This is a genomic window from Streptomyces sp. NBC_00104 (genome assembly GCF_045160825.1).
In the GTDB taxonomy this organism is placed as follows: domain Bacteria; phylum Actinomycetota; class Actinomycetes; order Streptomycetales; family Streptomycetaceae; genus Streptomyces.
This window is the reverse complement of record NZ_CP108215.1, coordinates 10521287-10545474: the sequence shown is the minus strand read 5'-3', so window position 1 is coordinate 10545474 and position 24188 is coordinate 10521287. Positions and strand designations below refer to the sequence as shown.

Below are 24188 nucleotides of genomic sequence, written 5' to 3'. Positions count from 1 at the left end.
ACTCCACCCGGTGCCTGAGGGACCCGATTTTGTAGGTGAGAAATGACTCCACCTGGCGGGCCCGCTGCGACGGATTGAGCCCGTGCCGGGGCAGAGCCTGTTTCTGAACTCTGGGACTCGCGAGTGCATCCCGTCCGCAGGTGATGCGTTGGACAAGCCATGGGGCGAAATCAGCGGGGTCGGCTGAGGTGCGGGGCGCGTGTGCGGCTGTCGGCGAGGTTGATCACAGCGGGCGGTGGTCCGGAGCGACGTGGTGTGGTGGGGCAGAGCCGGTCGCGGCGCGAACAATTCACCGAAGGCGACGGCCCGGCCGCTGGGCAGTGCAGCCGGATCGCCCCCTCGCGTGTCCGGGCTGTGCAGCACAATGAGTCGCATGACAAGACTTCGCATCGCGCTCGCCAACCTCGAAATTCCCGAGAATCCAGAAGACTCCGTGGTGCGAGCCGAGCGCGCGGTCAGAGCCGCTGCTGCTGCCGACGCGCGTATCGTGTGCTTCCCGGAAGCGTACGTGCCGGGCTACCCATGGCCGCCGCGATCGCGTAAGGCCGTGAGCGCCAACTTCTTGGAAGCTGCGCACGAGCGCATCGCCCAGGCCGCGCGGGAGAGCCACATCTACGTGGTGCTCGGTACGGAGCGGTACGTTTCCGACAAGCCACGTCTGACCACGCTCGTGCTTCGGCCCGACGGCGGTCGAGCGGGTTATCAGGACAAGGTGCAGCTCGACCCAGCAGAAGATTCCATATACGAGGCGGGCAGCGATCGCCGGATATTCGAAGTCGACGGCTTCCGCTTCGGCATCGCGATTTGCCACGAGGGCTTTCGCTATCCGGAGACAGTACGCTGGGCCGTTTGCAACGGCGCCCAGTTGGTGTTCCACCCGCACTATAGCGAAGCAGAGACCGGCGCGTTTCAGCCAACTGAATTCGCCGACCCGAGAAACTCCTTTCACGAGAGGGCATTTCTATGTCGCGCCGCCGAGAACAATTGCTACATCGCCGCCGTCAACTGCGCGAGCCCGGGATCGCCCACGACATCCGCCGTAGTGCGGCCGGACGGCACGCTGCTTAGCCATCAACCTTACGGAAAGCCCGGGCTGTTGGTCTGCGACATCGATCCCGCCGAAGCCACGCCATTGCTCGCGCAACGCCTGAAAACTTGTTCGTGAGTTGTCGAGCAGGGTTCGGTTGAGTCGTTCGACCTTGCAGTTTGACTGGAGTCAGTGCCGCACGGCCCACAGATACGGACACCTCGATGAAGGGGCCCTCCGAGGCAGTTGACCCAGCCTGGCGGGGAACGATCACACACCTCACGGGAAACGACCTGCAAAGCGCCGGGACGTCCCTGATCAGAGGCACTCGTGAGCACCCGGGCGGGCGCGTCAACGCCTCGCCGGCCGGGCAAAAGAGCGCCGACGTGCCCGGGCCCCGTAGGACGGCGCCGTCTTTGTCAGCCCGCGGCGGCCCGGGCGGCCTGCTGTTCGGCGCGGGCGCTGGTGGCGGCCAGTCGGTAGGAGTCGGTGCCGGTCTCGATGATGTTGCCGCCGAACGGAACCGGATCTGTTCGGCTGACGGACGGGCCTGGAACGCCGGCCGGGCGGGCTCGGCGGCCCGACCGGCCGGGCGCTCCGTGCTACCGGTCCGGCTCAGGCCGACAGCGCGTCCGTACGGCTCACAGCGAGGGTCTCCAGGTGCCTGCCGGTGAGATCCAGGACCGCGCGGCTGGTTTCGGTGTCGCGGTCGATGAGCCAGCACATCGTGAGCCCGTCCAGGACCGAGTTCAGGTAGCGGGCGAGGACCGGGCCCGGGACGGTCCACCGGACGCCGGTCTTCGCGGCGATGTCCGTCACGAGATCCTCGTGGACGTCCAGGTAGTGCCGGTACTGACGGCGCGCCAGCTTCTCCATACCCGCCTGCCGCAAGGCGTAGTGGGCCAGTTCGTGACCGGCCAGATGCTCGCCGGGGCCGGCCTGCACGCCGTCCCAGAAGGCGCTCAGGCTCTTCTCGACGGCCGGACGCAGCTCCGTCTCCCCGGCACACGCCTGCCGGAAGGCGATCACGAAATCGTCCGTGATACGCGTGATCACCTGTTCGAGAAGGTCTTCACGTGAATCGAAGCAGTAGTGGAAGACGCCGAGGGTCATGCCCGCCTCGCGGACGATGGAGCGGGTCGTCGTCTTGGCGACGCCCTCCCGGGTCACCACCCTGATCGCCGCGGCGATGAGCTCTTCCCGCCGTTCCCTCAGCGCCATACGGGCCATTCGGCTGCCGCTCCTCCAGATCGGGTCGACCCACAGGCTACCACCGTGTCCAAGACGAACGTCTTGGACACTTGACTCACTCCTGAACGGTGAGCGACCGTATCGGGAACACGCGCGGGCATGATCACCTCTGGAGGCACCGTCGGCTTCCCCTTCTCCCGCGTCCCGCGACGCTCGCCCTACCTTCGAGAACAGGAACACCATGGCAAGGATCACCGACCGTACGATCCTGATCGTCGGCGCGTCCTCGGGCATCGGCGCGGAAGTGGCGCGCCAACTCGCCCCCGGCAAGAACCGGTTGGTCATCACGGCCCGGCGCGCCCCCGAACTGGCCAGGCTCGCGGAGCAGGTACGGGCCGCGGGCAGCGACTGCCTGGACATCGCGGCCGACGCCCTCGACGCGCGGGAGGCGGCCGACGTGGTGGCGGCCGCCACCAGGGAGTTCGGGTCCGTCGACATCGCGCTGCTCAACGCCGGTGACGGACCGGACATGGCCATGGACGAGGTCTCTGTCGCCGATGTCTCACGCATCATGGCGTTGAACTACGACGTCGTCGTCAACTACCTCATCCCGCTGACCGAACAGATGTTGCGGCAGCGCGACGGCGGCCTGATCGCCCACACCAACTCCCTCGCCGGGCTCATAGGCATTCCCCGCCAGGGCCCGTACTCGGCCGCCAAGGCCGCCGCACGCACCCTCCTTGACGCTGCGCGTGTCGAACTGGGGCCCCGGGGAATCCGGTTCACCACCATCCATCCGGGCTTCGTGGCCACAGCACGCATCAGCGAGGACGGGCTGCCCAAGCCTTTCGAGATCAGCGAGGAACGTGGGGCACGGCATGTCATACACGCCCTGGAGAACGAACCGGCCCAGGCGTACTTCCCCTGGCCCACAGCGGCTCTGGTCCGTACCCTGCGTGCTCTGCCGACACCGCTCGCCTCCCTGATACTCCGGAAACTGGCCTACGGATAGAGCGCTCCTCAGAGGCACCGCTCCGGACATCGGCGCCATCCGCGTCCAGGACATACCGAGCGCCGAGGACACCCAGCACCTGACCCGATACGCGACGAAGCAACCCACTCGGCGGCGCGAGTGCGAGAGCCGCACCACCGCCCGCTGTCACTCCGCGGTCCCGCTGGGCAGACGGCTCGGTGGGGCGCCGACCGTCGTCCGCCGCGTGACCGACTGCAGGCGAGGTCCAGTCCGGAGGCCCCGGGCCCGACGACCAGCACCCGGTTGCCGCGCAGCTCGTCCGGGCCTCGATACGTGTTCGCGTGCCGGACCTCGCCGCTGAATCCCTCCGGGCAGCCGGGGCATGTCGGGATACCACTGCGATCCCGAGCACATCAGCACATCAGCACATGGGTGTGTCGGCCGCGCTGCCCGTCCGCGCGCCCGACCGTCCAGCCACCACCGATCCGGCAGGTTGCGCGCCTTCAGCGCCCGCGCCGTCGCGAGCCCTGCCGGACCGGCACCGATGACACATGTGTCGCCCGCGTCCGGCTCATACACATGGCTTCTTCCTCGGTCTTCGCTCGGAGAGCGACGGCAGGCACAGAGAGAGGTCGGTCGCACTTGAGGACCTGCGCAGCCACACACCGGACCACGCGGTCACTCACGGACATGGCCGCGGGGGCAGGCCCTCGCGTGGCGGCTCCTCACAGGCCTGCCGCCTACAGGGCTTGAAGCGCCTCGGGAACCAGGCCGTCCACGCACCGGTATCCGTCGACCGCCATGATCAGATCCGCCTCGGCGAGTAGCGCGCGCAGGACGTGGACGATTCCGTCCGTGCCGCCCAGCGCGCAGCCGTAGGCGTAGGGGCGGCCGATGCCGACCGCCGTCGCGCCGAGGGCGAGGGCCTTGACGATGTCGGCGCCGCTACGGACCCCGGAGTCGAAGAGGACCGGCAGACCGGCCGCCTCGACGACGGCGGGCAGTGCGGCGAGAGCGGGGAGGCCGCCGTTGGCCTGGCGGCCCCCATGATTGGAGCAGTAGATCGCGTCCGCTCCGCCGTCCCGAGCGCGCCGGGCGTCCTCGGGATGGCAGATGCCCTTCACGATCAGCGGCAGGTCGGTCAGGGAGCGCAGCCAGTCCAGATCCTGCCAGGTCAGCGGGTTGCCGAAGACCTGGGTCCAGTGGAGGATCGCGGACTGCGGGTCCTCCTCGGGCGGGCGGGGCAGCGCCGCCCGGAAGACAGGGTCGGTGAAGTAGTTCGCCAGGCAGTGGCCGCGCAGCTGCGGGAAGTTGGACACCGCGAGGTCACGCGGGCGCCAGCCGGTGATCCAGGTGTCGAGGGTGACGACGATGCCCTGGTAGCCGGCGCGTTCGGCGCGGTGGACCAGGCTTTCGGCGAGTGCTCTGTCGGTGGGCGTGTACAGCTGGAAGAAGCCCGGGGTGTCACCGAGTTCGGCGACTACGGTCTCCAGCGGGTCGACGGACAGCGTCGAGGCGACCATGGGCACGCCGGTGCGCGCGGCGGCGCGAGCCGTGGACAGGTCACCGTGCCCGTCCTGGGCGCACAGTCCGATCACACCGACCGGGGCGAGGAACACGGGGGACGGCAGCGTCATGCCGAACAGCTCCACGGTCAGGTCGCGCTGTGCGGCGCCGACGAACATCCGCGGGATCAGCCCCCAGCGGGTGAAGGCGGTGACGTTGGCTCGCTGGGTGTGCTCGTCCCCCGCGCCACCGGCGACGTAGGACCACACCGATGGCGACAGCGCTGCGCGGGCCTTGGCCTCCAGTTCCGCGAAGTCCATCGGGAACGGGGGCAGAACCCCTCCCAGCCCGTTCAGGTAGATCTCGTTCTGGTAGTCGGCGAACGCCATGACGGCCACCTCATCGCTCGGCTGCGACACGCACAGGGAGTGTTGTGGGCGTCCAGAGTGCGACACTCTGCCGTACGGGCTGCCCAGGTGCAGGATTCAGCCTCAGTAGCAGCATCGTATGCAGGATATGGACAGGAGTGCTCGTGCTGAGTGAAGGCGATCTCGCGCTCATCCACGCCCTGCAGCTACGCCCTCGCGCCTCCTGGACCGGGCTGGGCCGGACCCTCGGTGTGGACGCCGTCACGGCGGCGCGCCGCTTCCGCCGGCTCGCCGACCAGGGTGAAGCCTGGGTCGGGGTCTCGCCCGGACCCAGGCTGCTCCATCGCCTCTGTGTCGCCTTCGTCGAGATCGACTGCGCGGCCGGCACGGCCAACGCCGTGGCCGGCACGCTGCGGGGTCACCCGCACGCGGTCACGGTCGAGCGGTCGGCGGACACCCACCGGCTCCTCGCGACCGTGGGCACCGCCGACGTCACGGCGATGGCGCACTACACCCTGGACGTCCTCTCGGCCGTGCCGGGCATCTCCGCCGTACGCACGAGGATCGTCACGTACATGTTCGCCGAGGGCGGGCAATGGCAGATCGACGCCTTGGATCCCGAACAGCGCTCGCTGCTTGGCACACCGCCCGGTGGAGGGGACGCCCGCCGGAGTACGGGCGGCGAGGAGATCACCTCGCGCGACCGCACCCTGCTGAGCCTGCTGCACGAGGACGGTCGTGCGTCCTTCCAGGCCCTGGCGGAGGCGCTCGGCACGACCGCCTTCACCGTCAGGCGGCGTCTCGACCGGCTCACCAAGCTCGGCCTGGTCCGCTTCCGCTGCGACTTCGCCCGCCCGCTCGGCGGCTGGCCCGTCGCTGTCACGTTCTGGGCCACGGCCCCCGTCAAGGAGCTGTCCGCCATCGGTCACGCCCTCGTCCGTCTCCCCGAGGTCCGCAACTGCGCCGCCGTCACGGGCGAGTACAACCTCGTCGTCCAGGCCTCTCTGCACTCCGTGAGCGATGTGCTGCGGCTGGAGACCCGTCTCTGCGACGTCCATCCCGGCCTCGTCGTCACCGACCGCACGATGACCCTGCGCCACGACAAACTCCTCGGCCGGGTCCTCGACCCGCGCGGCCGGTCACTCGGCGTCGTCCCGCCCGACGTGTGGTCCGAGCCGGGCACGTCCGCCACCGCGGGATGAGCTGTTCCGACCCGCCGGGCTCAGGCCTCCCGGGGCCGGGTGTGCTGGAGGAGGTGATCGGCAAGCAGTTCGAGGGCCGCCTGGCTGTCGTCGCTGTTGCGGTCGACGAGCCAGGTGATGTTGAGGCCGTCGATCGTCGACTGCACGTATCGCGCGAGCACCGGTACAGGCACCGTCCACTCGATCCCGGCATTGTCGGCGGCCAGGTCGAGCAGGGAGGCGAACGCGCTCAGGAAGATCTCGTACTGTCGTCTGGCCACGTTCTCGAAGCCGGGATTGCGCAGCGCGTACTGCGTGAGCTCGTAGCTGATCTGGTGTTCTCGCGGGTTCGCCTCGAACCCTTTCCAGAACGCGTGCAGGCTGTCGAGGATGCTGTCGCGGATCTCCCGGTGCGGCGTGAACAGGGCGCGGGCCTCCGCGACGTACCGCTCGGTGAGCGTCTGCGTGACCACTTCGAGCAACTGCTCCCGGGAGTCGAAGCAGTAGTGGAACACCCCGAGGGGCATGCCGGCCTCGTTCACGATCGCGCGGGTGGTGGCCTTGGCCACGCCGTCCCGCGTCATGACCCGGATCGCCGCTTCGAGGAGCTCGGCCCTCCGGTCGCTCGCCGCCATGCGGGGCACGCGCTCTCCTCTCTTCACCTGCAGGTTCGCACGCCAGGATAGCGGTGGGCGGGTACTCGACGTTTACCCGCGCGCTTCGCCGCTATCAGGTGCGTCCTCACTGCGCGCCGTGTCATGCCGCGACCGGCCGGAACGTCGCGGTGATCGCGCTCGTACCGCGATCCTCAGGGCCGTTCTCAAAGTCAGGTGCGTACTCCTTTGGGCGGCTGTGGGGCGTCCTGGACCGGGGACGTCGGCGCCGGACGCCGTTTCTGTCACTCGGCTGCGAAGCAGCCTTGTTCGCAAGCCACTTGGTGGTGACCGCGCGGCAGTATGGCTACGCCGATCGGCGGAAGGCTGCCTCGCTCGGAGCGCGGGATCATCGTCGCCAAAAGCCAGTTGCGATGGTGCCCTTGGTGGGGAAGGGTCTGTGGTCATGGAGTTCCTCTGCTACCACCGTGATCGGCCCGGCTCCCTCGCGTTACGCGAGGAGTTGCTGGAGGAGCACTGGTCCTACATGGACCGGTACGCGAAGGAGCTGATCGCTCGCGGCCCGACCTTCGCCGATGACGGTGAAACACCCACCGGCAGCGTGCACATCGTCGACCTGCCCGATCCCGCCGCCGCCCGCGCGTTCGCCTTCGACGAGCCCAACTACCAGGCCGGCGCGTACCGGGACGTGCTGCTGCGCCGGTGGCGGAACGTGCTGGGGCGCACCATGTGGGAATTCCCCGGTGGCCGGACCGGCGGCAACCGGTACCTGGTGCTCGGCCTCGGAGAGGGCCCGGCCGCCGACCTTGCCCTGCCGCTCGACCGGGACGAGCTGGTCGCGTACGGGCCGCTGCTGTCCGACGACGGCGACACCTGGCTGGGTACGGCGGCGCTGCTCAGGGCCCCGGATCCGGACACGGCACGAGCCGTCCTGACTCCGGGCCGGTACGCGGACATCGAGGTCCACGACTGGGAGTTCGGCGGGCGCCGATGAGGCGCGGAGGCACCGGGTTGCTGTCGTCTCCGGTCCACATTGGCCTCGGACAGGAGCGGTGACGGTGGCGATGCGGGCGGTTCCCCTGGTGGGCGGGCCGGTGGAGTTACGGGGTGCGCTGGACCTGGAGACCACCCAGGCAGGGGTGATGCCGCGCCGGTTGCCCGCGTGGACCAAGGAGCAGTACCAGGACCCGTCGGTCTACGGGGTGACCGTGATGCCTTCGGGGGTGCGGCTGGTGTTCCGCACCGATGCGCGCGCTTTGGAGTTCGAGGTACTCACCTCCACCGGCCAGCTCGACTCCGACCCCCACCCTCGCCCGACCGGGATGCTGGAGTTGCTGGTGGACGGCGCCTCGGCCGGGCGTCAGCAGGCGCCGGTGGGCAACGTGTTGCGGATGGCGGGCCCCGGGGCCGTACAGCGACTCATCCCGGGCGAGCCAGGGACCGTACGGTTCGCCGGGCTGCCGGCCGGCATGAAGAGCGTCGAGTTGTGGCTGCCGCAGCAGACCCCGACGGAACTGGTGGCACTGCGCGCTGACGGCGACGTGCTGGCACCGCTGCCGGACGGGCGGCGCCGCTGGGTGCACCACGGCAGTTCGATCAGCCACTGCATCGAGGCCGACGGCCCGACCGGGACCTGGCCGGTGGTGGCAGCCGCGCTCGGAGGGGTTGAGGTGATCAACCTCAGCCTGGCGGGCAACGCGCTGCTGGATCCCTATGTCGCCCGGACGATCCGCGATACGCCCGCCGACCTGATCAGCCTCAAGGTGGGCATCAACATCGTGAGCCTGTCCGCCTTCCGGCTGCGGACGTTCGGCCCGGCGGTACACGGATTCCTGGACACGATCCGGGATGGACACCCGGACACCCCGCTGCTGTTGATCTCTCCGGTGAGCTGTCCGGCCCTGGAGGAGGCCCCCGGCCCGACCGCGACCGGCCCGGACGGGAGGCTCGCTGCCCTGGGCGACCCGGCCGATGTGGCCGACGGGGCGTTGTCGCTGGCGGTGGTCCGTGCCGAGCTGGCCCGGATCGCCGCGGCACGGCAGGCGTCCGATCCCCACCTCCACCATCTCGACGGACGCGAGCTGCTCGGCCCGGACGAGGCGGATGACCTGGCCGATGGCCTTCACCCCACCGCCGCCGCGTACCGTCGAATGGGCAAGCGCTTCGCAGCCCACGCCTTCGCGACCGACGGTCCCTTCCGCTGAGTGAGCCGAAGCTCCACACCCTGCACCGGGTGTGGAGCTTCGGCGACCTGGCGTCCAGGGCCGACTCGGCTGGTCGGCGGGCTACGGGGCTACTGGTTCAGCCACAGGTCGGCGCTGGGCCCTGGAGGGCGTCGGCACAGGTGGCCGTCGCGCCGGCCCCTCACGCCAGGGTCTTCTCCAAAGCGGTGACATAGGCGTTGATGAAGTGGTCGCGCACCCCGTCGCCGGCCGGTGCCAGGGGATCGGTGGCCAGGCCTCCGGCCCGGTCGGTGAGTGAGCCGAGCAGCGGCATGCTCTCCCGCAGCCTGCCGCGGGAGTCGATGTAGCGCAGTGCGCTGACGTGGGTGTAGACAGGCTCGAGGGGGCATCTGGGGCACGATGTCGTTGTTGTTGACGAAGCGGTACATGCGGTTCTTGAAGCCCTTGTCGTAGGCGGCGGCCAGGAGTCGGTCGCAGGTGCGGGGCTGACCGTAGGTGTGCACGCCGTCCGCGGCCAGGCGCGGCTCCTCCAGGTACCTGCGGGCGTCGGCGAGCATGGCCAAGGCGCCGCCGAGGCTGTGGCCGGTGAACCAGCCGGTCTGGCCGTTGGTGCGGTACTCCGCGAGGGTGTCCTCGACGTCGGGGCAGATCGATTCCAGTGCGTCGGCGAAGCCGTGGTGGACGAATCCGGTGCCGCCGGGCCCGGGGCGGGGCGGTGTGGTGTGGTGTGGTGGCGTCCGAGAGCCAGTCCTTGATCTGGACCGGTTCCGTACCGCGGAACGCGGTGACGATCATGTGGTCGCTGGCCGCGGCGTAGGCCTGCGTGTCCTGCAAGGGGAAGGGCGGGCTGAACCGGGTCTGGTGGTGCCGTACCCGGTCGAAGCCCCAGGCGCGTGCCTGCTCCTCGATGGTGGCCTCGTCCTTATAGGCGAGGTCGGATGCTTTGGCCAGCCAGTAGGCGTGAGCCAGGCTGTAGCCGGTGGCCCGGTGATCAATGGTCGACGGCACAGACATCGCTGAAGTTCCTCGCACCTCGGCTGGGATACGCCCGCACGAGATCCGCCAGGCGCCTTGCCCTTCGCACACGGGCTCCGCCGCCCGATCGACGACACGCGCCCGGACCATCACCCGATCGACGACACGCGCCTGGACCATCACCCGATCACCTTGTGCAGCACTACGCGGGAACCCGGGGATCGGGGGTGACCGAGGCCGGTGGCGGTCGTTGAACGTGCCGGACACACCAGTGCACAGAGAGACCCCGGGAAGCCCCGTCCCGGGGTCTCGTGCTGTCGGCCGGCACACAGCGAGCCGACGGTGCAACGGTGTGCGGGTTCTCAGCAGCCCCGGCATGAGAGGGCCCCCTGCCCAGGTCAGGGGTGCCACGTGCTCACTGTTTCACTGCCGGTGTCGCCGCCGACGGCGCGGCGCTCGGCGCCCTGGCCGACGCGTATCACGGTCAAGCGCGCCCCGATCCCCGCCCGCGCCCGCGCTGCCCATCCCGCCCTCTCCCTCTCCCTCTCTTGGCTCAACACCCGCCGCAACACCGCCAGTTGCGGTCAGCGGTCCCGTGCGGGCAGGTGGGCCAGGCCGGTGTCGAGCATGATGCGGCCGACGGTCTCCTCCAGAGCACTGCCGACACCGATGACGGTCTCGACACCGTCGGGCAGCAGATCGCGCGGCCGGTACCAGTCGCGCAGCTGCGTCTCGCTGACGTCGTCCGCGATCGGCTTGGTGGCGTGCCGGGCGAGGGTTTCGGCGAACGGCACGTCCAGGTAGTAACCATGGGTCGGGCCGCGGTGGTCGGCGCGCAGCCGGGCGAGCATGTCGCCGTAGCGGTCGGCGTACAGGATGCCTTCGACGACGACGTGGAATCCGGCGTCCAGGGCGTAGCGGGCCGTCAGGTCGATGAGGCCGATGTTCGCCGCTCCCGGGCGGTCGTGTTCGCGGAGCACGACGCGGCGCAGGTTGTCCTGGCCGACCAGGGCCAGGCCCCGGCCGAACCTCTCGCGCAGGCCGGCCGCGACAGACGACTTCCCCGACGCACTGTTGCCGCGCAACAAGACCAGCCGGGTTTCATCAGAGCCCACCATCACGATTGCCACGCTACCGACGACAGGTGACAACGCCGGCACGTTCCCCGGCACCGATGGCGTCAGCAGCGCCGGGACGAGCAGCAGCGGATGGTCAGCTCGTGTGCTCGGAGGGCGTGACCTGGTGTGCTGCCGCCAGGCCGACCACCCACGCGATACCGGTGAGCGCGCGAGGCACCAACCCTCCAGCGGACGGCGGCCGGTGGTGCGCCGGGCAAAGGCGCGCAGCCCCAACCCCAGCGGCAGCGGCAGGGTGGCGGCAGGGTGGCGATCAGGAGCCGGAATACGTCCGGGCCTGGCAGGGCGAGGACCCCAGACGGCAGCGCCGAGGACGACGCCGGGCAGCGTGCCCGGCAAACAGGCGCGGGGCGAGGTCGCCGTGCAGGGCGCCGTCGTGGCGGTAACGCCACGGGGCGCCAGACCCGGCGACGACGTTGAACAGCAGTTGGTCGCGCGGAACGGCCGGGCTGGGCACGCCGAAGACGCTCAACCGGATGGGCAGGAGGGGCTCGTGATCAGCCGAGCGTCGTCGGGCGGGACGAGCAGCACTCCCGTGGCGCCCGTGCTCCGGGAGTCGACGATTCACCATTCCATGATTCACGATTCTATGAATTCAGGATTCTGTGTACTATCGATGGTGTGCTGACTCTCGCCGCCGACATCGAGGTGCTGACGCGGTTCGGCCGCGCCCTCGCCGACCCGATCCGCTGCCGGATCCTTCTCGCCCTGCGCGAGGCCCCGGCCCATCCCGCCGACCTCGCCGACGCCCTGGAGATCTCCCGGACCCGGCTGTCGAACCACCTGGCGTGCCTGCGCGACTGTGGCCTGGTCGTCGCGGTGCCGGTCGGCCGGCGTATCCGCTACGAGCTCGCCGACGAGCGTCTCGGGCACGCGCTGGGCCACCTGCGCACCGCCGTGGTGGCCGTCGAGGCGGACAAGACCTGCCCGGACGCGGAGACGAAGGGCTGCTGCTGATGGCCGCGGAGACATCCATCGGCACAGCCCCGTCCCCGGCCCGCCGAGACGCGCTGGCGAAGCGCATACGGCTGCTGGTCGCGGCCACCATCACCTACAACGTCATCGAGGCGGTCGTCGCGATCACCGCGGGCACGATCGCCTCCTCCAGCGCGCTGATCGGCTTCGGCCTGGACTCCGTCATCGAGGTGTCCTCCGCCGCCGCGGTCGCCTGGCAGTTCTCCGCCCGCGAGCACGCGGTGCGCGAGGCGCGGGAGAAGACCGCCCTGCGGATCATCGCCCTCTCCTTCTTCGCGCTCGCCGCGTACGTCAGCGTCGACGCGGCCCGGGCGCTGACCGGCACCGGAGAGGCCGCACGCTCCATCCCCGGCATCGTCATCGCGGCGCTGTCCCTGGCCGTGATGCCGTTCCTGTCCGCCGCCCAGCGCAAGGCCGGCCGTGAACTCGGCTCCGCCAGCGCGGTCGCCGACTCCAAGCAGACTCTGCTGTGCACCTACCTCTCCGCCGTCCTCCTGGTCGGCCTGGTCCTCAACGCCACTCTCGGCTGGTCCTGGGCCGACCCGATGGCCGCCCTCGTCATCGCAGCCATCGCCGTCAAGGAAGGCCATGACGCCTGGCAGGGCAAGGGCTGCTGCGCTCCCTCCGCCGCGACGGTTCCGGCCGCGGGCAAGGTGAGCGACGCGTGCGGCTGCCGTCCCGGGTGCGCCTGCTGCACATGATCGGCAGCTCCAGTGCTGCCGTGACTCGCTTGCGGCGGGGGTGAACGCGCTTCACTCAGCGGGCGGGTTCGAACAGTTCGATGAGGTTGTCGGCGGGGTCGGTGAGCAGGATCTGACGCCCGCCGGGGCCCGAGACCACTTCGCTGAGGAAGGTCAGTCCGGCGCCACGCAGCCGGTCGATCTCGGCGTCGAGGTCGTCGACGGTCAGGTGGACGCGGTTGCGCCCGGCGCCGAGGTCGCTGGGGGTGGCGCGGGCGCCGGAGCTGGCCGGGCCGGACAGCAGTAGCCGCAGCGGCCCTCGGGTCACGTCGGCGAAGGCGGGGGCGGGGTGGCTGCGGAGGGTGAAGCCCAGGTGGGTGGTGTAGAAGTCGATGGCCGCCTGGACGTCGTCGACGAGGTAGCGGACGCTGGCGAACTGGTCGAGCGTGGTCACGGCTGAACCTCCTGTGGCGTGAGGGTGAGCAGCGGCAGCAGGTAGCGGATGCTGGTGTCGATCTCTGCTGCTGTGCGAACGAACGCGGGGTGGCCGACCGGGTCGGGGCTGGTGGCCGCGGTGGGGTCGGGGATGCTCCAGTGGACCAGCCGTGGCTGGTCGCCGAAGTCGGGGCAGACCTCGCGGACCTTGTCGCACAGGCTGATCACATAGTCGAATCGTCGCCCGAGCAGGGTGTCCAGGTGCCGTGGAAGCTGCCCTGAGATGTCGATGCCGTGATGTTCACGCAGGACCTGTACGGCGTCGGAGTGGATGCGGGGTTTGGGGTGGCTACCGGCGCTTGCCACCTCGACGTGACCGTCGGTCCGGTGACGCAGCAGTGCCTCGGCGACCGGGGAACGGGGAACGGGCACTGTTGCCGGTGCATGTGAACAGGACGGCGGGCGCGGTCGCCCTGGCCGCACGGGGCATGTCCAACGACCAGATCGCCGACCGCATGGTGATCAGCCCGATGACCGCGAAGACCCACATCAACCGGGCCATGGCCAAACTCCGTGCCCGCGACCGGGCCCAACTCGTGGTCTTCGCCTACGCATCCGGCCTGGTCGCCCGGCGCAGCGGCTGGCAGCCGGCAGTGGTTGCCGACTTCGCGGTGGACGTCCGACGGTGCCCCGACCGCATCACCGCCACGGTGCCCGCGGCCCTGACGCCCCCGGCCCGGTACCCGAGACCTCCTGCGGGGCGCGCCCGTAACCGCACCGAGGAAACCACGACCACCACTAAGTCGATGGCCAGTTCGCCCGTACCGTGATCCCCCCCGAGGTACGGCGATCAGTCGGTGAAGGGCGGCGTCTTCCGCTGCACCGGAGACCAGCCGAGCTGAGCGGCCGGCAGCGCTGCGAGCGCTCCCCGGTCCGCCCTGGGCCGGGGAGCGGCACCGTTGCGGCTGCTCGCCCGTGAGACTTCGTCAGTGCGCTCTGTCGCTGTTCCTCGGCGGCAGGGCGCACCACCGTTCGCTCCGGTCCGCGCCAGGCCTACCGTTCGCTCCGGTCCGCGCCAGGCCTACCGTTCGCTCCGGTCCGCGCCAGGCCTGACGCGGGGACTACTGCGGCAGCGGTGCCTCGCCGGATACGGCGATACCTGCCTGGTGGAAGTCGTCCACGGCTGCGGCTGTCGTGTCCGGTGCGACTCCGACGGAGTAGTCGAGGCGTACCCGTGCGCGGAAGCCTGCTTTCACGGCGTCCAGCGCGGTGGCACGCACACAGTGGTCCGTGGCGATGCCCACCACGTCGATGTCCTCGACCCCGCGGGCACGCAGCCACTCCGCGAGGAGGGTTCCTTCTTCGTCGGCTCCCTCGAAACCGCTCTTGGAGGCGCTGTGGGCGCCTTTGAAGAAGACAGCGTCGACCTTTCCGCCGGTGACGGCGGGGGCGAAGTGGGGGTGGAACTCGCTGCCTTCGCCTCCTGCGACGCAGTGGACGGGGAAGCTCTCCTTGAAGTCCGGGGTCTCGGAGAAGTGGCCTCCCGGGTCGATGTGGTGGTCGCGGGTGGCGACGACGTACCGGTAGTCACGACCCGCGGTCCGCTCCACCAGGTCGGCGATCTTGGTCGCGATCCGCGCGCCGCCCGGTACGGGGATACTGCCTCCTTCACAGAAGTCGTTCTGCACATCCACGACGATCAAGCCTCGGCTCACCATGACCACCCTTCATCACGACGGAACAACTCCCCGCGTTCTACCGGCCCTCACTCGTCCCCCGGGGACAAAGGCGGCTGGGCTCACCCGCACGGCCCAGGTTCTTCACCGCAGCAACGATGCGCACCGGCCGAAGGCCCTGCCGTGCGAGCGACGGCTCGGACGGGCGGTGGACTCCAACGTGGAACGTGGAGGGCAGCCCGGCCGGTGTGTCGTGTGCCCGGTCCGCGCAGTGGACGTATCGAAGTCACGTCCCACGTAGCCTCTTCCTGTGCCTGCACCCCACCTGCATCGCGTCGCCGTCCTTGTGCTCGAGGGTGCGAAGCCGCTCGACGTCGGAATTCCCGCGCAGGTTTTCACGACCCGCGCGAGCATGCCGTACGAGGTGCGGGTGTGCGGGGCGACACCCGGTCTCGTGACCGGCGGCGACGGCCTCGCGTACTACGTCGCGCACGGCCTCGACACGCTGGCGTGGGCCGACATCGTCTTCGTCCCCGGCTACCGGTTCCCGGACCGCGACGACCCGCCACGTGCCGTCGTCGAGGCACTGATCGCCGCCCACGACCGGGGCGCGCGGCTCGCCGCCATCTCGACGGGCGCCTTCGCGCTCGCCGCCACGGGCCTGCTCGACGGCAGGCGCGCCACGACGCACTGGCACTACACGCGGGCACTCGTGGCCAGGCATCCGCTCGTCCAGGTCGACGAGAACGTGCTGTTCGTCGACGAGGGCAGCGTGCTCACCTCGGCCGGCGCCGCCTCCGGCATCGACCTGTGCCTGCACATCCTGCGCGGCGACCTCGGAGTGGCCGCGTCCAACCACGCGGCCCGGCGTCTGGTCGCGGCCCCCTACCGCAGCGGCGGCCAGGCCCAGTACGTGCCGCGCAGCGTCCCCGAGCCGCTCGGCGAGCGGTTCGCCGCCACCCGCGAGTGGGCGCTGCACCGGCTCGGCGAGCCCCTCACCCTCGACATACTGGCGCGGCAGGCGGGGGTGTCGCCGCGCACGTTCTCCCGGCGTTTCGTCGAGGAGACCGGCTACACGCCGATGCAGTGGGTGATGCGCGCCCGCATCGACCTGGCCCGCGAACTGCTCGAGCGCTCGCAGCTCAGCGTCGAACAGATCGCCGCCGACATCGGGCTCGGCACCGGCGCGAACCTGCGCCTGCACTTCCAGCGCATCCTCGGCACCACGCCGAGCGAATACCGGCGCACCTTCACCCGGGGCGAGTGAACCGCCCGGCACCGTGCGGTTTCGGGTGTGGCGGGTGTGGCGGGATCCTTTTGAACCGTGGCGATCCCGCCACTGTCAGCGGCGCCGGCCGCGGGCGAGCCTGGTGGGGAAGGGAAGGGACATCACTCATGACTCGCATCGCCATCAACGGATTCGGCCGCATCGGACGCAATGTGCTGCGCGCACTGCTGGAGCGCGACAGCGCCCTCGAGGTCGTCGCCGTCAACGACCTGACGGAGCCGGCCACTCTCGCCCGGCTGCTCGCCTACGACAGTACGGCCGGCCGGCTCGGGCGCCCGGTGACCGTCGACGGGGACGCCCTCGTCGTCGACGGCCGTCGGATCACGGTGCTGGCCGAGCGCGAACCGGGGCAGCTGCCGTGGGCCGAACTCGGCGTCGACATCGTCCTGGAAGCCACCGGCCGCTTCACCTCGGCCAAGGCCGCCCGGGCCCACCTCGACGCGGGCGCGAAGAAGGTACTCGTCAGCGCGCCGTCGGACGGCGCCGACGTCACGCTCGCCTTCGGGGTCAACACCGACGCCTACGACCCGGCCGTGCACACGATCGTCTCGAACGCCTCCTGCACCACCAACGCGCTCGCGCCGCTGGCCGCGGTCCTCGATGAACTCGCCGGTATCGAACACGGGTTCATGACGACGGTGCACGCCTACACGCAGGAGCAGAACCTGCAGGACGGTCCGCACCGCGACGCCCGTCGCGCCCGGGCCGCCGGCGTCAACATCGTGCCGACCACGACCGGCGCCGCCAAGGCGATCGGCCTGGTGCTGCCGAACCTCGAGGGCAAGCTGTCGGGCGACTCGATCCGCGTACCGGTGCCGGTGGGCTCGATCGTCGAACTCAACACGACCGTCGCCCGCGACGTGACGCGCGACGACGTGCTGGCGGCGTACCGCACGGCGGCGGAGGGGCCGCTCGCCGGCGTCCTCGAGTACTCGGACGACCCGCTCGTGTCGTCCGACATCGTGGGCAATCCCGCCTCGTCGATCTTCGACTCGGCACTCACCCGCGTCGACGGCCGTCACGTCAAGGTGGTCGCGTGGTACGACAACGAGTGGGGCTTCTCGAACCGCGTGATCGACACGCTCGAGTTCCTCGTCACCCGCTGACCTGTCGCCGGGGCGGTCCCCCATCTCCGGCGACAGGTCCGGGCAGTACTTCCTTTGGGCGCTCTGGTCGACCAGTCGGGCCAACCGGAGCGCCCGCTCAGCACCGCTTGCGGGGAAACCACGAAGCTCACGGTCCTGGAGAGGATGAACGTGCGCTCCGTACGACCTGAGCTGCTGGACCGGCTGCATGACCACGGCCCTGGCCTGGCAGCCGAACTGCTCCAGGATCCGGCCGTGCGGCGCCGTCATCGCATCGCCCTCGACCGGGACAGCGCCTGGCGCCTCGACACCGGCGGGTCCGATCAACCTGGAACGCGAGGTGATCGACGTCTCGGTCCGCTTCGCGGCGCGGATCGCTCTCCGGCCGGTGCGACTGATCGCTGAACGATGCGGCCTTTCGCGGGCCGAGGTCGAGAGGCCGATCACGGAGGGAAGCCTCGTTTCGGTAGTCAGGCTGAGCGGCAAGCTCTCCCGCGACTTCATCTTCACGCTAGAGCGCTGAGCCCTCCTCCAGACCAGCGGCCTGTCCGGCAAGTTCCGCCGGACAGGCCCTGGTTGGCGGGCTGAGCACTACGGCTGGTGAGCGAATGATCTCTGCTTGTCGACTATTGCTGCGGATGTCGTTGCAGAGCGGGCGTCTAGGATCGCCGGCATGGCGCTGCGACCTGTTCAGGTGAACATTAAGGCTCTTGATGCCCCGGCTGTCGGCCGGTTCTGGGCGGAGGCGCTCGGCTGGAGTGCGTACAGCCCCGGTGTGACCACCTACGTTGGCCCCGCCGGCGGCCTGGTTTGGCCGGATCCGGTCGCCGTCGGCGTCGACGTCGTTCCCGTCCCGGAACCCAAGACGACGACAAAGAACCGTGTGCACCTCGATCTCGCCACCACCTCTGCGGGCCATCAGGCGGAGTTGGTCGCGCGCCTCCAGGCTCTCGGTGCGACGCCCGCCCACGTGGGCCAGGGCGACGTGCCGTGGACCGTGCTCGCCGACCCGGAGGGCAACGAGTTCTGCGTGCTGGAGCCTCGGGAGGTCTACCGGGACACCGGGCCGATCGCCGCGGTGGTCGTCGACTGCGCGGATCCGCGGGCCATGGCCCGGTTCTGGGGTGAGGCGATGGACTGGACCGTGCACGAGGTGACCGACGATCATGCGGTGTTGCGCTCCGCCAAGGGCGTCGGCCCGTATCTTGAGTTCCTCCGCACGCCCGGCGGGAAGACGGTGCCAGACCGCGTCCATCTCGATCTGCTGCCGTACCCCGGTGACGATCAGGAAGCGGAGGTGGCCCGGCTGCGGGCGCTCGGCGCCACCGACCTCGACCTCGGCCAGGGCGACGTCCCGTGGACGTGCCTGGCCGACCCGGAGGGCCACGAGTTCTGCGTCCTCGCCCCTTCCTGACGCGGAACCTTGACGACACCCCGACCCGTGAACCTTGTGTCCTCATGCGCCATGCCCCCGGGTGGACTGGGCTGCGACGCCTCGGTCGGTTCGGGCGGCGAGAGTGTGCGTGCCGGGAGCGAGACCAGCTCGCTCGCCGACCACGCCACTCAACTCGCCAACCGAAGTGCTGACTTCGCTGCTGCCTTCTTCGTTCCTGGGCGCCGCGAAGCCACCTCGCCGGGCTTCACCTGCGTGCCTCGTGATCTGGATCAAAGACCTCACCCGAACCAGAGCCGAGAGCCAAGAGCACGAGAGCCGCGCAGGTCATCAAGGGGCGTAGTTTGTCGGGATCGCAGAGGTGGACTCTTGGCGGCGGCTGCTTTCCCGGATGCCGGGATTTCGGTGGCCCGCTGCCGCTCGGTCAGGAACGCAAGGAGCGCGAACGGGCGGGCCGCGAGCGCCTCATCGTGGCGACGGCCCGCGAACTCGCCGAGCAACAGGGCTGGGACGCGGTCACCACCCGCCGGCTCGCCGAGCGCATCGGATACAGCCAGCCCGTCCTCTACAGCCATTTCCGCGGCAAGCGCGAGATCATCGGCGCCGTCGCCCTCGAGGGTGCCGCCGAGATGGCCGCGGCGCTGCGGGCCGCGACCTCCGCCGCGGACGGCCCTCGCACCCGGGTCACCGCACTCGCCCGCACCTACCCCGACTTCGCCGAGCGCTACCCGGCGGTCTACGACGCCATGTTCCGGCTCGACGGCGGCCTGGCGTTCGCGCACGAGGACACCCCGGAGCCGCTGAAGGACGCCTTCGCCGACCTGCTGGAAAGCCTCGGCGAGGTCGCCGGGGACGGCGTCCACCCGGGACTGTTCACCGAGGTGTTCTGGGCGGCCCTGCACGGGCTGGCCACCCTGACCCGAGCGGGACGGCTGCCGCCGGAGGACACCGAGCGGAGGACGGAGCTGCTGGTGGACCGGCTCGCCATGGTCTGACACACCGTCCCGGCGGGCGCGCAGCCGGGACCCTCGTGAGCCGCTGCGTGCCTGCGGCATCGCTTCCGGTCACTCGTGCCCACACGCCGCAGCCGCAGATCGCCGGCCCCGTACTCCCGACGGAGCCCCCCCGCCCCGGAAGCTGCGGTGCTCATTGATCACGACCCGATACGCGCCCCAGTACTCCAGCTTTGGATCGTGATCCGAGAGAGGCGCGTCGGCGTGCGGCGGACACGGCCGGGCGCGATCCGGCGTCGGCGCGTCCTCCGCCAGGGCGGCCGTTATTCCAGCCACATCCCGTCGCTCATGATGACTCTCCCGCGTAGTTCCGGCTCGCCGCGCCAGGCGCGCACAGTCCTCGGGACCACTCGTACATACAGAAAGGACCCCTCTTCCACGCGTGGATCCCACCCGAACTTGTCGGCGAACGCCTCCGCTGCGCCTCCGGGCACCTCCTGGTCCGGGAAGCACTCCGCCTCACCCTGGAGGAGCACCACGTCGAAGGTGTCCGGTAGCGCCAGGCGCACGCGCGGCTCTTTGCGGACGTTCCGCGCGGTCACGGCAGTGGCGCTGGTGCACATCCACACTGCTCGTCCATCCCAGAAGAACCACAGCGGCACCTGGTGCGGCCCGTGATCAGGGTGAGCCGTCGACACCCATACATCCCGCTCGGTATCGAGCCGCTTCAGAGCGTCGCGCCTACGCTCCACCGTCTGGCGGCGAACGATTCCCGTGGTCTCCATGAGGGCCGACCCTAGCCAAGCAGGCGCGAAGCGCGCCTGAGGCGCAGGACCTACTCCCAGCGACCGATGAACCCCTCAACTTTTGGCTCGGGACGACCAACTTCGGTACTCAGAGTGGCCAGCGGACGTGCTCAGTCACACTGGTCTCCGGTAATGGCCCACTACTCGTGATCGCGCCTGCTGGCTGCGTCGCCAGGCGGACCAGCTGGGCCGGTGGGCCGGGCCGTCTGGGCCGGTGGGCCGGGCCGTAAACGGGCCGCGAACGGGTTGGACTACAACAAACCAAGCCCGGACCAGGGCGGTTGCCCAGGCGGGGGCGGTGCGTACCTTGCCGAGGACGCGCCAGCTCTTGAGGTGGGCGAAGCCTGCTCGACGGATGCCCGGACGGCCGCCAGTGCCGTGTTGGACGGTTTCTGATCTCGCGTCTCGCGTCAGGGGCCGGTTCCGGGCGGCCCCGTAGCCGGTGATCACCGGCGGGTCGGCGTCGGGGCGGCCGTCGTCGAGGCCGACGAAACCCAGGTCGGCGATGGCTCCGAGCCCGGCTTCCCGCAGTTTCCGGGTGAGCTTGTCATGTCGGCAGGCGTCGAACTCCGAGGTGCGCCCGGGGCAGGCCGCCGAGATCCACAGCAGTCGGCTCAGTGGAGAAGCCATCTCGATCGGTAGCCGGCCGTCGCCCCGTTTCGACTGCCCGAGGCAGCAGGCCCAAGTGCCCGCCGGAAGGCTCAGCCGCTCGTCCTGGCTGGGTGTCCCGCGTCACACCCGGCTCCTGTCAGCAATCGGGGCGCCGTCTCGTCCAAGGGGCACGCGAACGAGACAGGAGCAACGTCATGAAGCACCGCATTGTCGTACTCGGCGCCGGATACGCCGGGGCCTTCGCCGCCGGAAACCTGGCCCGCAGGCTCTCCCCCGCCGACACCGAGATCACCGTCGTCAACGCCGAGTCCGACTTCGTCGAGCGGATGCGGCTCCACCAGCTCGCGATCGGCCAGGACCTCGCGTTCCGCAAGCTCGCCGACGTATTCGCGGGCACCGGGGTGCGGCTGCGCCTGGCGCGCGTCACCGGCGTCGACCCCGAGCGCAGGACCGTCGCCGTGATCGGCGAGGACGGCGACGGCGAGCTCGCATACGACACGCTTCTCTACGCGCTCGGCAGCTCCGTGGCCCACCATGGCGTCCCCGGCGTGGCGGAGTACGCCTTCGATGTGACCGGCCGGTCCTCGGCGCTGCGTCTGCGCGAGCGCCTGGCCGGCCTGGGCGAGGGCGGCACCGTGCTGGTCGTCGGTGAGGGGCTGACCGGCATCGAAACCGCCACCGAGTTCGCCGAGTCCCGGCCCGACCTCTCGGTCGCGCTCGCCGCCCGCGGCGAGCTGGGTGCCTGGCTCTCCCCGAAGGCCCGCCGTCACCTGTGCCAGGCCTTCAACCGGCTCGGCATCACTGTGCACGAGCAGACCCGCATCGAAGCCGTCGAGCCGACACGGGCGATCGCCGCCAGCGGTATGTCCATCTCGGCCGACGTGACCGTGTGGTCGGCCGGGTTCGCCGTGCACCCCATCGCGGCCGCCAGCGGACTGGAGGTCGCCGAGACCGGCCAGATCGTCGTCGACCGAACCATGCGCTCGGTCTCGCACCCGGATGTCTACGCCGCCGGTGACTGCGCCAACGCGATCGGTGAGAACGGCCGACCGCTGCCGATGTCCTGCGCCTCGGCCGGCCTCACCAACATGCAGGCGACCGCCGCGATCATCGCACGGCTGACGGGGGGTGAGGTCCCGACCCTTGGGCTGAAGTACCACGGCAACCACATCAGCCTCGGGCGGCGGGACGCGATCTTCCAGATGGTGGACGGGGACGCCCTGTCGAAGTCCTGGTACCTGGGCGGCCGGACCGCCGCGCGGCTCAAGTCGGGCGTGCTCAAGGGAGCCGGGTGGGGCATCGCCCACCCGACCTTCGGCATGCCGAAGCACAAGCGCCGCCTGGCAGCCGCACCGGACCGGGCCGGTGTGAGTGTCTCTGCATAGGCTGTTCCGCGTGGAGAGCGTCGCCATCGAACGGTTCGAGGCCAGCCGGGGCCGGCTGGCCTCGCTCGCGTACCGTCTGCTCGGCTCGGCCGCCGACGCCGAGGACGCCGTGCAGGACACGTTCCTGCGCTGGCAGGCCGCAGACCGCAAACGGGTCGAGGTGCCGGAAGCGTGGCTGACCAAGGTCGTCACCAATCTCTGCCTCGACCGGCTCCGCTCGGCGCAGGCGCGCCACGAGCGGGCGGCCGGAGACTGGCTGCCCGAGCCACTCCTCGAGGGCGACCCGATGCTGGGCCCGGCCGACACCTTCGAGCAGCGTGAATCGGTGTCCTTGGCCGTACTGACCCTCATGGAGCGCCTCTCACCAGTCGAGCGGGCCGTCTACGTCCTGCGTGAGGCCTTCACCTACCCCCACGCCGAGATCGCCGGGATCCTCGACATCACCGAGTCCGCGAGCCAGCAGCATGTTCACCGGGCCCGGATCCGGGTCGCCGCCGAGCGCCACCGCAGCGGCGAGGCCGACCCCGCGGCCGCGCGCCGGGTCGTCGAGGAGTTCCTCGTCGCCGCCACATCCGGGCGCACCGAACGGCTGGTGGCTCTGCTGACCGACGACGTGACCGCGGTCTCGGACGGCGCCGGACTGGCCAGGCGGCTGCTGCGGTACAGGACGCGCGAGCGTGTCGCCTCCTACGTACGGGCCGGCTTCAAGCCCACCCCGGCGAAGCGGCGGCTGGCCGGCGGCTCGCCCGCGCTCCATAGCGCGCTGGTCAACGGCTCCCCGGCCGTCCTCGCCGTGATCGACGGCCGGATCGTGGGCGCCGTGGCGTTCGAAATCAGTGACGGCAAGGTCGCGTCCCTGCGCGGCATCGCCGCCGCGGACCGCCTCGCGCGCCTCAACACGGCTTGGCGGCAGCACGCGCCCGACGCTCCGGTCATCAACGCATGGTGACAGAGCCACCAAAATCCAGTGGCCTGAGAGTAGGAGTTGGGACAGCACTCGTTGAGCCCTCGCGCCGCACAGCAGCACGGGGGCCGAAGCACGTCGGTCTCCGAATCTACGGTCACTACCCGCTGATGGGGTTCGTCGACCGCGCGGGAGCGGCCGACGAGGACACCCTTGCCGTCGTCCTGACCCGCTGTCGTGCGAACCCCGCCCCAGTCCTCACGGACATCGCGCGGGATCTCGGGGTGGGCCGCACGCCCTGTACCGCGTGCTCGCCGAGCACGCGGAGCCGTCAGGACCGCCGACAGCCACCGACGACGCCGTACGCGGCTTCGCCTTCGCAGTGGTCCCGGTCTCGTGCAGTTACCGCTCGGTGGTCGTACCGCGCCATTCCGGCGAGACGTACGGCGTCACAGCGTCGAGTGGGCCCGCGACCGCGAGACGACGGGCACGGCGGCCGACCTGCGGGTCCTCGCAGCGCGGGCGGCCACGGCCCGAGTCGAGCAGCACGCCGTCGTGTCCGTGATGCGCGGACCAGGCCGGCAGGGTGCCTGCACTCGGCTGCCTATGCGGATGGGGGTCTTCGCAGCTTCGAAGTGAGGGCCGGGAGGGTGGGAACGTCACCCCGGGACGAGAGGGCCGTGGGTCGTGGGTCGTGGGCCGTGGGCCGTGGGCCGTGGGCCGTGGGCCGTGGGCCGTGGGCCGTGGGCCGTGGGCCGTGGCAACGAAAGATCAGACGGCGGATGCACCCCACTCGCCAGAATCGCATCCTTCCGGGTGATGGCCCGATCCCGATCCCGATC

General features: G+C 70.3%; 23 protein-coding genes and 4 pseudogenes. 15 read left to right on the top strand and 12 right to left on the bottom strand.

The genetic code is table 11. From position 1 onward, the window contains the following. Positions 1 to 373 precede the first annotated feature (373 nt). Positions 374 to 1165: a carbon-nitrogen hydrolase family protein gene (locus OG272_RS46045; RefSeq protein ID WP_327726240.1), complete on the top strand. Its 792-nt coding sequence runs from the start codon at positions 374 to 376 to the stop codon at positions 1163 to 1165. 281 nt (positions 1166 to 1446) lie between these two features. Here the strand turns inward: OG272_RS46045 and OG272_RS46040 are convergent. After that, positions 1447 to 1557, bottom strand: a pseudogene (locus OG272_RS46040) (AAA family ATPase); the annotation flags it as partial. Between the two features lie 85 nt (positions 1558 to 1642). Further along, the gene (locus tag OG272_RS46035) at positions 1643 to 2257 is read right to left on the bottom strand and encodes a TetR/AcrR family transcriptional regulator (protein WP_327726241.1); all 615 of its coding nucleotides are present in this window, start codon (positions 2255 to 2257) and stop codon (positions 1643 to 1645) included. A gap of 202 nt (positions 2258 to 2459) precedes the next feature. Here OG272_RS46035 and OG272_RS46030 point away from each other — a divergent pair, with 202 nt between their 5' ends. Further along, the gene (locus OG272_RS46030) at positions 2460 to 3230 is read left to right on the top strand and encodes an SDR family NAD(P)-dependent oxidoreductase (RefSeq protein WP_327726242.1); all 771 of its coding nucleotides are present in this window, start codon (positions 2460 to 2462) and stop codon (positions 3228 to 3230) included. Positions 3231 to 3238: 8 nt separating this feature from the next. Here the strand turns inward: OG272_RS46030 and OG272_RS46025 are convergent, their stop codons facing one another. Further along, a complete protein-coding gene (locus OG272_RS46025) occupies positions 3239 to 3583 on the bottom strand; it encodes a hypothetical protein (protein ID WP_327732028.1) in 345 nt (114 codons plus the stop codon). 348 nt (positions 3584 to 3931) lie between these two features. Continuing rightward, positions 3932 to 5086 (bottom strand): lactate 2-monooxygenase, encoded by a 1155-nt coding sequence (locus OG272_RS46020; RefSeq protein ID WP_405896142.1) that lies wholly within the window; start codon positions 5084 to 5086, stop codon positions 3932 to 3934. Between the two features lie 143 nt (positions 5087 to 5229). Here OG272_RS46020 and OG272_RS46015 point away from each other — a divergent pair, with 143 nt between their 5' ends. Beyond that, on the top strand, positions 5230 to 6267 hold the full coding sequence (locus OG272_RS46015; RefSeq protein ID WP_326585306.1) for an Lrp/AsnC family transcriptional regulator: 1038 nt from the start codon (positions 5230 to 5232) through the stop codon (positions 6265 to 6267). 20 nt (positions 6268 to 6287) lie between these two features. Here OG272_RS46015 and OG272_RS46010 read toward each other — a convergent pair whose 3' ends face one another. Further along, positions 6288 to 6881 carry a TetR/AcrR family transcriptional regulator gene (locus OG272_RS46010; protein WP_326585976.1) on the bottom strand — a complete coding sequence of 198 codons (594 nt, stop codon included), beginning with the start codon at positions 6879 to 6881 and terminating at the stop codon, positions 6288 to 6290. A 424-nt stretch (positions 6882 to 7305) separates the two neighbouring features. Between OG272_RS46010 and OG272_RS46005 the strand changes: the two genes are divergently transcribed. Together OG272_RS46005 and OG272_RS46000 are read left to right on the top strand one after the other, a co-directional pair. Next, positions 7306 to 7854, top strand: a complete 549-nt coding sequence (locus OG272_RS46005; protein WP_327726243.1) for a YciI family protein — start codon at positions 7306 to 7308, stop codon at positions 7852 to 7854. A gap of 70 nt (positions 7855 to 7924) precedes the next feature. Further along, positions 7925 to 9064 (top strand): GDSL-type esterase/lipase family protein, encoded by a 1140-nt coding sequence (locus tag OG272_RS46000; RefSeq protein ID WP_327732030.1) that lies wholly within the window; start codon positions 7925 to 7927, stop codon positions 9062 to 9064. Between the two features lie 160 nt (positions 9065 to 9224). On the opposite strand, the gene OG272_RS45995 is transcribed toward OG272_RS46000, so the two are convergent. The 3 genes and pseudogenes from OG272_RS45995 to OG272_RS45985 form a co-directional block, all read right to left on the bottom strand. Then, positions 9225 to 9356 carry a hypothetical protein gene (locus OG272_RS45995; RefSeq protein WP_405895961.1) on the bottom strand — a complete coding sequence of 44 codons (132 nt, stop codon included), beginning with the start codon at positions 9354 to 9356 and terminating at the stop codon, positions 9225 to 9227. Positions 9357 to 9480: 124 nt separating this feature from the next. Further along, positions 9481 to 9693 (bottom strand): annotated as a pseudogene (locus tag OG272_RS45990) (lipase family protein); the annotation flags it as partial. A gap of 909 nt (positions 9694 to 10602) precedes the next feature. Then, the gene (locus OG272_RS45985) at positions 10603 to 11136 is read right to left on the bottom strand and encodes an AAA family ATPase (protein WP_405895960.1); all 534 of its coding nucleotides are present in this window, start codon (positions 11134 to 11136) and stop codon (positions 10603 to 10605) included. 639 nt (positions 11137 to 11775) lie between these two features. On the opposite strand from OG272_RS45985, the gene OG272_RS45980 reads away from it, so the two are divergent. Then, positions 11776 to 12111, top strand: coding sequence for a metalloregulator ArsR/SmtB family transcription factor (locus tag OG272_RS45980; RefSeq protein ID WP_327726245.1), 336 nt, complete (start codon positions 11776 to 11778; stop codon positions 12109 to 12111). Continuing rightward, a complete protein-coding gene (locus tag OG272_RS45975) occupies positions 12111 to 12830 on the top strand; it encodes a cation transporter (protein ID WP_405895959.1) in 720 nt (239 codons plus the stop codon). The genes OG272_RS45980 and OG272_RS45975 overlap by 1 nt, the downstream gene beginning before the upstream one ends. A 55-nt stretch (positions 12831 to 12885) precedes the next feature. Here the strand turns inward: OG272_RS45975 and OG272_RS45970 are convergent, their stop codons facing one another. Together OG272_RS45970 and OG272_RS45965 are read right to left on the bottom strand one after the other, a co-directional pair. Continuing rightward, on the bottom strand, positions 12886 to 13263 hold the full coding sequence (locus tag OG272_RS45970) for a VOC family protein (RefSeq protein ID WP_405895958.1): 378 nt from the start codon (positions 13261 to 13263) through the stop codon (positions 12886 to 12888). Then, positions 13260 to 13676, bottom strand: a complete 417-nt coding sequence (locus OG272_RS45965; protein ID WP_405895957.1) for an arsenate reductase ArsC — start codon at positions 13674 to 13676, stop codon at positions 13260 to 13262. The genes OG272_RS45970 and OG272_RS45965 overlap by 4 nt, the downstream gene beginning before the upstream one ends. Before the next feature lie 17 nt (positions 13677 to 13693). Here OG272_RS45965 and OG272_RS45960 point away from each other — a divergent pair. Next, positions 13694 to 13879: pseudogene (locus tag OG272_RS45960) on the top strand (response regulator transcription factor); the annotation flags it as partial. Positions 13880 to 14365: 486 nt separating this feature from the next. Here the strand turns inward: OG272_RS45960 and OG272_RS45955 are convergent. Further along, positions 14366 to 14959, bottom strand: a complete 594-nt coding sequence (locus OG272_RS45955) for an isochorismatase family protein (RefSeq protein ID WP_327732031.1) — start codon at positions 14957 to 14959, stop codon at positions 14366 to 14368. Between the two features lie 271 nt (positions 14960 to 15230). Between OG272_RS45955 and OG272_RS45950 the strand changes: the two genes are divergently transcribed. The 5 genes and pseudogenes from OG272_RS45950 to OG272_RS45930 all read left to right on the top strand — a co-directional run bounded on the left by OG272_RS45950 (position 15231) and on the right by OG272_RS45930 (position 19681). Continuing rightward, entirely contained in the window at positions 15231 to 16187 is a 957-nt protein-coding gene (locus OG272_RS45950) for a helix-turn-helix domain-containing protein (RefSeq protein ID WP_326573606.1), read from the top strand. 128 nt (positions 16188 to 16315) lie between these two features. Beyond that, the gene (gene gap, locus OG272_RS45945) at positions 16316 to 17314 is read left to right on the top strand and encodes a type I glyceraldehyde-3-phosphate dehydrogenase (protein ID WP_327726247.1); all 999 of its coding nucleotides are present in this window, start codon (positions 16316 to 16318) and stop codon (positions 17312 to 17314) included. A gap of 96 nt (positions 17315 to 17410) precedes the next feature. Further along, positions 17411 to 17816: pseudogene (locus OG272_RS45940) on the top strand (DUF1062 domain-containing protein); the annotation flags it as partial. A 150-nt stretch (positions 17817 to 17966) separates the two neighbouring features. Further along, positions 17967 to 18707: a VOC family protein gene (locus OG272_RS45935; protein ID WP_327726248.1), complete on the top strand. Its 741-nt coding sequence runs from the start codon at positions 17967 to 17969 to the stop codon at positions 18705 to 18707. Between the two features lie 392 nt (positions 18708 to 19099). Further along, a complete protein-coding gene (locus tag OG272_RS45930; RefSeq protein ID WP_328224797.1) occupies positions 19100 to 19681 on the top strand; it encodes a TetR/AcrR family transcriptional regulator in 582 nt (193 codons plus the stop codon). 281 nt (positions 19682 to 19962) lie between these two features. Here the strand turns inward: OG272_RS45930 and OG272_RS45925 are convergent, their stop codons facing one another. Beyond that, positions 19963 to 20424, bottom strand: a complete 462-nt coding sequence (locus OG272_RS45925) for a pyridoxamine 5'-phosphate oxidase family protein (protein ID WP_328224633.1) — start codon at positions 20422 to 20424, stop codon at positions 19963 to 19965. A gap of 827 nt (positions 20425 to 21251) precedes the next feature. Between OG272_RS45925 and OG272_RS45920 the strand changes: the two genes are divergently transcribed. Together OG272_RS45920 and OG272_RS45915 are read left to right on the top strand one after the other, a co-directional pair. Beyond that, positions 21252 to 22442, top strand: a complete 1191-nt coding sequence (locus tag OG272_RS45920; RefSeq protein WP_405895956.1) for an NAD(P)/FAD-dependent oxidoreductase — start codon at positions 21252 to 21254, stop codon at positions 22440 to 22442. A 10-nt stretch (positions 22443 to 22452) separates the two neighbouring features. Further along, the gene (locus OG272_RS45915) at positions 22453 to 23391 is read left to right on the top strand and encodes a sigma-70 family RNA polymerase sigma factor (RefSeq protein WP_405895955.1); all 939 of its coding nucleotides are present in this window, start codon (positions 22453 to 22455) and stop codon (positions 23389 to 23391) included. Positions 23392 to 24188 lie beyond the last annotated feature (797 nt).